Origin of the sequence: Microcoleus sp. LAD1_D5 (genome assembly GCF_036702115.1) — a bacterium.
Lineage (GTDB): Bacteria > Cyanobacteriota > Cyanobacteriia > Cyanobacteriales > Microcoleaceae > Microcoleus.
The window spans coordinates 1-8,356 of sequence record NZ_JAUBSA010000129.1 but is presented as its reverse complement, the minus strand read 5'-3'; the positions used below and the strand labels follow the sequence as shown (position 1 = coordinate 8,356).

Sequence of the window (8,356 nt, the reverse complement as noted above, 5' to 3'; positions counted from 1 at the left end):
TTATATTGCCGAGGAGAACTCGAATTCACTCATCTTTCTAAATGCTGTTTTCTCACTTTTTCAGCAAGCCCTAAGTAGCTAGACAAAATTAATTACATAGTTTTCTCCAAAAATTTTCAGAATTTTTTCGACAGTTCCAACGAAAGTTTCCAAACTTTTGTAAGGAGATATCTCCCTCCATTCATACTTGAGCAACCGCCATAGGATTTCAATTACATTTAATTCAGCAGAGTAAGAAGGTCACTCAAAAAGAGTAATATTGTGTTGTTTCCACTCTTCAAGTTTGTCAACAATAGCATCACTGGTATGAATAGAAGCTTGATCTGTGACAATCACCGTTGGCTTATGTACTGCGGGTAAAAAAGCATCAATACAGGCAATAACCACAGAGCGAGTTAATACTTTGAGATGAAATATAAGTTTCAACATGGTTATTTCGATTCATAATTCCTAGTACATTCATTCGCTGACTACGACGACTAGGAATTGTTAAATATTCTTCTATATCCAGCCAGCCCTTGGGGACACAAGGAATCCAACAAAATCCCCTTTCATCCAAGTAATATAAATCAATTTTACCCTCATCATTCAATTGCTTTAATTCTTCTGATTGCGCCTTTTTCTCTTGATCTTCCTGGGCTGATCGGCAGGAAAATAACAACTCAACTCCGGCAGTCGCAGAATTTCCAGAGCCGGGTGACTTACTCAACCAGTTAAAAGCGCGGCGTAAAAAGTCGAGGGCGGACTTGGCTGATATGGAAGCAGTTCTGGAAATCCTCAACACCTAACAGAGCGAAGGATGAGCGGAAAATGTAAGTTTTAATGCCGCCGTAACAAACCTGAAACTATTGATGTACAAAGCGTTGAGAGTAGTGCGGATAAAAGGACTTGAACCTTCACTCCTTTCGGAACCAGAACCTAAATCTGGCGCGTCTGCCAATTTCGCCATATCCGCATTTTGACATTCAAAGACTATAGCACACAACAGAGCGATTGGTCAATCGATTTTAGATTTTAGATTTTAGATTTTAGATTGAAGAAAGACACCCACTGATAAATCCCCAGGCTGATGACCCAATTGCTCGATCGCCCCACATCGAGAAACCCGGTCATTTTTGGACACCGGGTTCAATCATGAGTTATCGCCACAGCAATTTTCCGTATTTTTCACTTGTCACTTACTTTTGGCCGAGCGCTTTCCAGGTTGTTTCGTCCACCATACCGTTAGCCATCAAACCCTGAAATTTCTGAAAGTTCTTGACAGCCGTAGCAGTGCGAGCGCCAAAAATGCCGTCGATGGGGCCCGGATCGTAACCCTGTATTTCCAAACGCACCTGTAGCGTCTTCACCTTGGAACCGACAGCGCCTTTATTTAGAACAGTTGGAGGATTGCCGGGAACAGCAGCATTGCTCAGAATGGGAACATTGCTCTGCACAGTTTCAGGAGCAAGCGCGGGATCTGCTGCTAAAGCTGTCCAAGTTTCTTTGTCCACAATGCCGTCTGACTTCAAACCCTGAGACTGCTGAAAGGCACGAACCGCCGATGTAGTGCGAGAGCCATAGGAACCGTCGATCGTCCCCACCTTGAAACTGTGCACCTGCAACCGTTGCTGTATGGCTGCAACTTCTGGCCCGTCAGCTCCCGCCGAGATAGTTTTTTCCTTTCTCACTGGCGGCTGCTCGCCCGCGTAAAAAGGCTTGTTAAACATATCTCCTTGGGAATTTCCCTCCGGCGATGCTGAGGCACCCGGATCGGCGGGAGCCGTAAAATCTCTGCGGTACTGTTCCTGCACAAATGGTTCGGAGTCGAAAGCAGCAGTTGCCTTTCTGGTCAAGGCGGGAACGAGCAGAGCGAGCAAGCTGAAAATCGTAACAGTAGTCACACGCATAAATTTCATCCTATTAGTGAGGTTTGACAAGGTTTCCCTGTTTTCATGTTTCTAAATCTAATTGTATTACCCGGACTGCTTTCTGAGACATATAGCAAAAGGAAAAAGGAACAAGGCCATTTCACTTGGCGATCGGGTAACAAGAAGTCCGAGAGAAGGGGTAATAGACCGCATTGGTTTGGGCCATTAAGAAAGTTCTAAGCGTCTGGCGCGGTTGCTATATCTGCCCCGACTTCTAGAAGTTCGGCAATGGGGACAGACGCACTCAGGAGTTACGAGTTGGAAGTTACCTGTTAGAAGTAGGGCCCGGTTCCCACTATTCCTCATAAACCCGGTTGATTCCGAGATGTTTGGTTACTAAACCCCATATTTTCGTATAAACCACGTCTTTTAGCCTCAGTCTTATGGTACAAAACCTGCCGTCATTCACAAATCTTTACAGGCAGATTTTGTACAAAGTTGATCTATGAAAGGCGAAGTTTTTTCCTTGTTTTTTCCTTTAATCCCCCCGTAATATCAATTTCGGTTGTATCTGAGATCTTGCACCATTCTCAATTACTTGTTTAGGAACAGGCATCTTGCCTGTTCCACAAGAAAATTCATGTCTTGTGGAACAGGCAAGATGCCTGTTCTTGAGAATGGTACAACATCTCAGTTGTATCGGAATTATTAAACCCCTCTTGACGCAGAGGATACAGAGAAAGAGAAGAGAGAGATGAATAATTCCAATACCAACCGATTTGATATAAAAAGCAAAACTCGGCAGTTATCGATTTGCGTGTTCTGCCAATAAAGCCTTGGCTTTCGGCTTGTAAATCAGATAAAACAGCGATTCTAGGTAGCGGAGCATATCTTCGCGGTTTTCCTTGGACGAGTAGTTCCAAAAACCGTAAGTCCGCGCCAGCGTCAGCAGCTTGGTAGTGTGAATTTTCCAGGTATAGGTGCTGTAAACTCGGTCAATTCCTCGCGTTGAAATTTCATACCAATAGTTGGGATTGTGTTCGCATTTCGATAAAAAATCTAGAATTTTTTGGGCAGTGTCCTGGTGGTTAGTCGGGTTGATATAAAACCCATTTACGCCATCTTGAATGATTTCCAGCGGGCCGCCAAACTGCGTCCCGAAAGTGGGAATCCCGGTAATCATTGCTTCGAGAATTGTCAAGCCGAAAGCTTCAAATAATGCTGGCTGAACAAATATACCTTGGGTATCGGCGATTACCCGGTAGATTTCGCCGGACAGGCTTTTGGAAAGCCTCACTCCCAGCCAGCGAATTTTACCGTGAAGGTTGTATTGGTCGATAATTGCGTAGAGCTTTTTAATTTCTTCTGCTTCTTCGTAGTCTTCGGTTTCTTCGACCCGCAGCTTGCCAGCTACTAGAATTAAGTTGCATTTTTCTTGCAATTCCTGGCTTTTGCCAAACAATTCTGCTAAGCCGGTCATGTTTTTAATGCGATCGAGCCTGGCCATCGAAAATAAAGGGCGCTTTTGCGGGTCGTCGAGTGTTCCAAAGACTTGTTCTGGGTCTTCTAGAGTAAACAGCAATTGGTTGAGCCGATCGCGATCGCCTTGCACCCGGTCTTCAATCCGCGTGTAGGGAAAGTACACACTTTCGTTAACTCCCGGCGGCACGACGTTGAATTTAGGGCTGAACAGTTCAATCCCGTTCACAACGTGGTACAAATCCGGCATGGTAAAACAATGGTAAGATTCGTACTGGCCGACACTATCCGGTTGGCCCACAATCTCTTGATAGGTGCTGCTGACAATACAATTAGCTGCATTCATGGCAATTATATCGGCAGTAAATTGCAGCGAAAAATGGTATTTTTCCTCGGATTCTTGCCAGTAGAGATTGCTGAACAAATATTTAGATTTTTCCAGCGCATGGGCAATATTGCACTGAGTAGTTTTGAGTTTGCGAGACAGCAAAAATGCTACCAAGTTGCCGTCAGAATAGTTGCCCACAATTAAGTCGGGCTTGCCCTGAAACTCAGCCAGCAGTTCTTTTTCTGAATCGATCGCGTAAGTTTCCAAGTAAGGCCAAATCTCGAACCGCGAAATCCAATTTTGAGTTATTTTAGGATTGAAGTCGCGGAAGGGAACCCGTAAAATCCAAGCATTTTCTGTGGCGTGAACTTTTTCCAAACGTTCGTTGCAGCGCGTACCGTCGCTGTTAGGAATTAACCTGGTGAGAATAATTACTTTAGGTTTGACGCCTAAACTATCGAGACCGGCAAGATGAATGTCTTCTTGCAGTTGTTTCTCTAAACTCTTGGCTTGATCAAGGACATAAACTACCTGCCCTCCCGTATCCGGCCGCCCCAAAACTCCTTCTTGGCCGAACCAGCCGTGAGGAGAAACTAGGACGATTTTGAAAATCATCGGGATACGAGAAATAAATGCTTCTAAGGTTTGCGGATCGGGGGAATCAATTAATTCGTCAAGAATTCCTAGGGTTTCATGGACGCGGGCGGCGGTATTTCCCCAACCCGCCTCGAAACCCATCACTTGCAGAACCAATCGAAATCTCTCGTAGGGTTCTTCTTCAGAAAGATCGCTGACAAAGGTGAGGGCTTTTTTGACTTGTTCTGAAAGTTGTTCTTGGGATTTTATGCGTTCGTTAATTAGTAATTGTACGCCGTTATAGCGGTGAATCCGCAAGAAATTAAATAGAGTTTCCTGCCACTGTCTGGCGTCGTGAAACAGTTTGCTGGAGAGATATCGGTTGAGGAATTGCACTCCTTTGCCGATGTTTTTAGGGTCGCGAATTGTGGGGGAATAATCGTAAAAAGGGCCGAAATCTAGTTCGAGGATGTCGCCTTCTTGGGGGTGAAAGTGGTTGACGAAGCGATCGCGCACGTCGAGCAATTCTTGCACTGTCATCTGCTCAACAGTCAAGTCGTCTGCAACTCGCACTATTTCCATTGTAGCAATTTTTGGCCGCAGCAGGACGCAAAAGCTGTCATCTTCGAGAATAATTTCCTGAACGTAGTAAATCAGTTTGCTTAAAAGAGAAGATTGATGGAACTGTTCCGACTTTTCGTATTTGGTGCAGTAGGCGGCAAAAGCGTTAACTATGTCATTTCGCAGTAAATATTTGTTTCCCAAAGCGCGTAAATCGCTGACAAACTGACGCAACTCGGTTTTTTCGTCGCTGGCGATCACAGCCTGAAAGAGTTCAGACATACATACTCCCTTATTTAAGACTTTTGATTTTCGCTGTGAAATTAGGCGATACTCAAACTGTATCGCCTTTTTTTTAAGCGGCTACTTTTTTTGTCATTTTAAAGTCTGCAAAATGAAGTTGCTATCCCTCAAATGACATAAAACTCCCCGTATTTGTGGCGAATGTAGCGGATAAAGGGATCGATAGTTAAAGGAGAACCTGTAACGCGATCGATCAATTCGACAGCGGTGTATTTACGGCCGTGCTGGTAGATGTTTTGTTTTAGCCAGTCGTGGAGTACGGTAAAATTGCCTTGTTCTATTTCTACGGGAATTTCAGGATTGATTTTTACTGCTGTTTCGTAGAATTGAGCGCTCATCAAGTTGCCGAGGGTGTAACCTTGGAACATTCCGCCGATCGTACCAACATACCAATGAACATCTTGCATCGCGCCTTCGCTGTCGGTGGCGGGGACAACGCCGAGGTCGGTTTTATAACGTTCGTTCCACGCTTCGGGGAGGTCTCGCACTGCTAGTTTTCCCTCTACCATTGCCAATTCTAGGTCAAAGCGGATAGCGACGTGGAGGTTGTAGGTTACTTCATCGGCGTCGGTGCGGATGAGCGATCGCGAGACTTTGTTAATTGCCCGGTAAAATGCGTCAGTGGATACGTGTCCCAACTGTCGCAAAAATACGCCTTGGAGTTGCGGGTAAAAACATTCCCAAAAACCGCGGCTGCGCCCGACCAAATTTTCCCAAAGTCGCGACTGACTTTCGTGCACGCCGGAGGAAATGCCGCCTGCAAGCAGGGTGCCTTCAAATTCCGGGGAATTTCCGAGTTCGTAGAGGGCGTGTCCGGCTTCGTGGATGCTGCTGAACAGTGCTTGATCCAGGTGGTCTTCATAGACGCGGGTGGTAATTCGTACGTCGTCTATGGAGAAGTTGGTCATGAACGGGTGCAGGGTGGTGTCTTGCCGTCCCCGTTGGAAGTCGTACCCCATGCGTTCTACGACTTTGCGGGTGAATTCTAGTTGCTGGGATTCTGGGAAGTCTTGGTGCAAGCAGGAGTCGTCGGCGGGAGGTTGGGAGGTGATGGCTTCGACTATCGGCACTAATTCTTCACGCAGTTTGGCGAAAAGCGGGCGCAGCAGAGATACTTTCATGCCGTAGTCGCTACGATCGATCAAAGGATCGGCGATGTGTTCGTAGCCGGGGAAAAAGTCGGCGTATTGCCTGCTTAATTCTAGGGTTTTTTCGAGATACGGCTCAACGGCTGCGAAATTGTTGGCTGCTCTAGCCGCGGCCCAAACTTCGTAGCAGTCGGCTTGGTGGCGACAGAGTGCGGACATGAAGGTTGCGGGGACTCTGGAGGCGCGATCGTAGTCTCTGCGGGCTATGCGGATCAGGCTGGCTGCGGTGGAGTCGTAGGGGAGGGTTTGTTCGTAGAAACGCAAGTCTTCTAGGAGTTCACCAATTTTTGGATCTGTAAATTTTTCGTGGGATATTTGTTTGAGAGTAGCTAACTGGCGACCTCTGGCACTTGCACCTTTGGCAGGCATATATGTTGCTTGATCCCAATGCAGTAGCGACGAGACTGATTCGATGTCGTTAACTTCTCTGAGGTGGGCTGCCAGTTGAGCGAATTTTGCTTGAGTTTTGTCTAGGGTTTGCATGATGGGGGTTTATGGTGCTGTTTTGCCTACAACGGTTGCAGTGCGGCATTGGTATCCATCAATCATTGCTACCCTGAAATCAAGCTAAAAACCGCACTTCTTCCCGTATTGTACGCAATTTAGAGTCATTTTTGCACAATTTCCGGTATTTCTGGGGATTGAGTTCGATCGCCTTGGATAAGTTTTCGATCGCCAGCCGGATGGTGGTGGCTACAAGTTCCTGGCTGTTTGTGAGCTCGCCTACTTGTTTTTCTAGGACGTACACGCAAGCTTTTTGATAGTACAGGTTTGGATCGTCGGGTTTGAGTGCGATGATTTTATCGTAGGAGGCGATCGCTTCGGTAAATCGTTGAATTTTTTTGAGGGCTATGGCGCGGTTGTACCAGGCTTCGATGTTGTCTGGCTGCAACTCTAGGGTTTTGTCCCAAGAGGCAATTGCTTCTTCAAAGCGTTGTAAGTTGGCAAAGGCTAAGCCGCGGTTGTAAAAGGTTTCGCTGTCGTTTGGGTTGAGTGCGAGGGCTTGGTCCCAGGATGCGATCGCTGCTTCAAATTCTCCCATTTGTGCGATCGCCCTGCCGCGTTTGTTCCAGGCTTCAGCGGAATTCGGCCGCAGTTGCAGGGTTTTGTCGTAGGAGGCGACGGCTTCCGGGTAGAGTTTTTCATCGGCTAGGGCTAAGCCGCGGTTGTACCAGGCTTGATGCAAGTCTGGTTTGAGTTTGATCGCTTTGTCGAAGGAGGTGATCGCGGCTGTATTTTGGTCTGATTTTCTCAGGGCAAACGCTTTGTTGTACCAAGCTTCGCAGTAGTCGGGTTTGATGGCTATAGCTTTCTCGTAGGAGGAGATCGCTTCTGATAATTTTTCTAAGCTGACGAGGGTGTTGCCGCGGTTCGTCCAAGCTTCGTGGTAGTCTGGCTTAAAATTTATCGCCTGTTCGTAGGAGGCGATCGCTTCTGAGAGTCTGTTGAGCTTCCGCAAAACGTTGGCCCTATTATACCACGCTTCTGGATTATTTGGTTTGATTTTTAGGGATTTGTTGTAGGCTGTGACAGCTTCTTCTAGCTGTCCCACTTTTCTGAGGGCTACGCCTTGGTTGTACCACGCTTCATAAAATTCTGGTTCTAGTTCGATCGCTTTTTCCCAAGATTCGATCGCTGCTGACAAGCGTCCCATTGCTTCTAGGGAGTTGCCCCGTTCGTACAAGGTTTGAGCCTTTTGCGTGTTCACTGCTATGGATTCTTCCCCAAAGTCGATCGGCTTTTCTATGCTGGCTAATTTTTGCAAGGGGTTTCACCTCTTTATTTTATGTCTATTTGATTCTTTTCTTTTTTATATGCGATCTTTTTTGCCTGTGAGTGCTTTCGATCGATACTATTTGGTTATTTATGGCAATTTTACAGGATTTTGAGAACTTTTTCATTTTTTTTCAATATAATCCTAGATCGGGATTTTTTAGGTATAGATTAATACTATTTTTTTAGATGACTGCGTAGAAAAGAGGAAAGGGCGATCGCGCTGAGGTGTCACAAACCTCACCCAATATCTAACAGGACTTACACCCCGCATTCCGCAGATATTTAAGCAGAGGTAAAGCAAGATAGATTCGGCAACAATAAACTCCCAAACGATT

5 protein-coding genes, 1 tRNA gene and 1 pseudogene are annotated in these 8,356 nt (G+C 46.1%); all 7 read right to left on the bottom strand.

The genetic code is table 11. The annotated features are described in order from the left end of the window. Positions 1 to 78: 78 nt before the first annotated feature. Positions 79 to 228, bottom strand: a pseudogene (locus QUA70_RS28700) (IS630-like element ISMae24 family transposase); the annotation flags it as partial. Positions 229 to 240: 12 nt separating this feature from the next. Next, entirely contained in the window at positions 241 to 429 is a 189-nt protein-coding gene (locus tag QUA70_RS28695; protein ID WP_445251682.1) for a hypothetical protein, read from the bottom strand. Between the two features lie 444 nt (positions 430 to 873). Next, positions 874 to 955 (bottom strand) — tRNA-Leu (locus tag QUA70_RS27335). Positions 956 to 1,178: 223 nt separating this feature from the next. Then, positions 1,179 to 1,889, bottom strand: a complete 711-nt coding sequence (locus QUA70_RS27330) for a peptidoglycan-binding protein (protein WP_333324169.1) — start codon at positions 1,887 to 1,889, stop codon at positions 1,179 to 1,181. A 766-nt stretch (positions 1,890 to 2,655) separates the two neighbouring features. After that, on the bottom strand, positions 2,656 to 5,076 hold the full coding sequence (locus tag QUA70_RS27325; protein WP_333350916.1) for a sucrose synthase: 2,421 nt from the start codon (positions 5,074 to 5,076) through the stop codon (positions 2,656 to 2,658). 128 nt (positions 5,077 to 5,204) lie between these two features. After that, on the bottom strand, positions 5,205 to 6,728 hold the full coding sequence (locus tag QUA70_RS27320; protein ID WP_333350918.1) for a carboxypeptidase M32: 1,524 nt from the start codon (positions 6,726 to 6,728) through the stop codon (positions 5,205 to 5,207). 79 nt (positions 6,729 to 6,807) lie between these two features. Beyond that, positions 6,808 to 8,010 carry a tetratricopeptide repeat protein gene (locus QUA70_RS27315; RefSeq protein WP_333350920.1) on the bottom strand — a complete coding sequence of 401 codons (1,203 nt, stop codon included), beginning with the start codon at positions 8,008 to 8,010 and terminating at the stop codon, positions 6,808 to 6,810. Positions 8,011 to 8,356 lie beyond the last annotated feature (346 nt).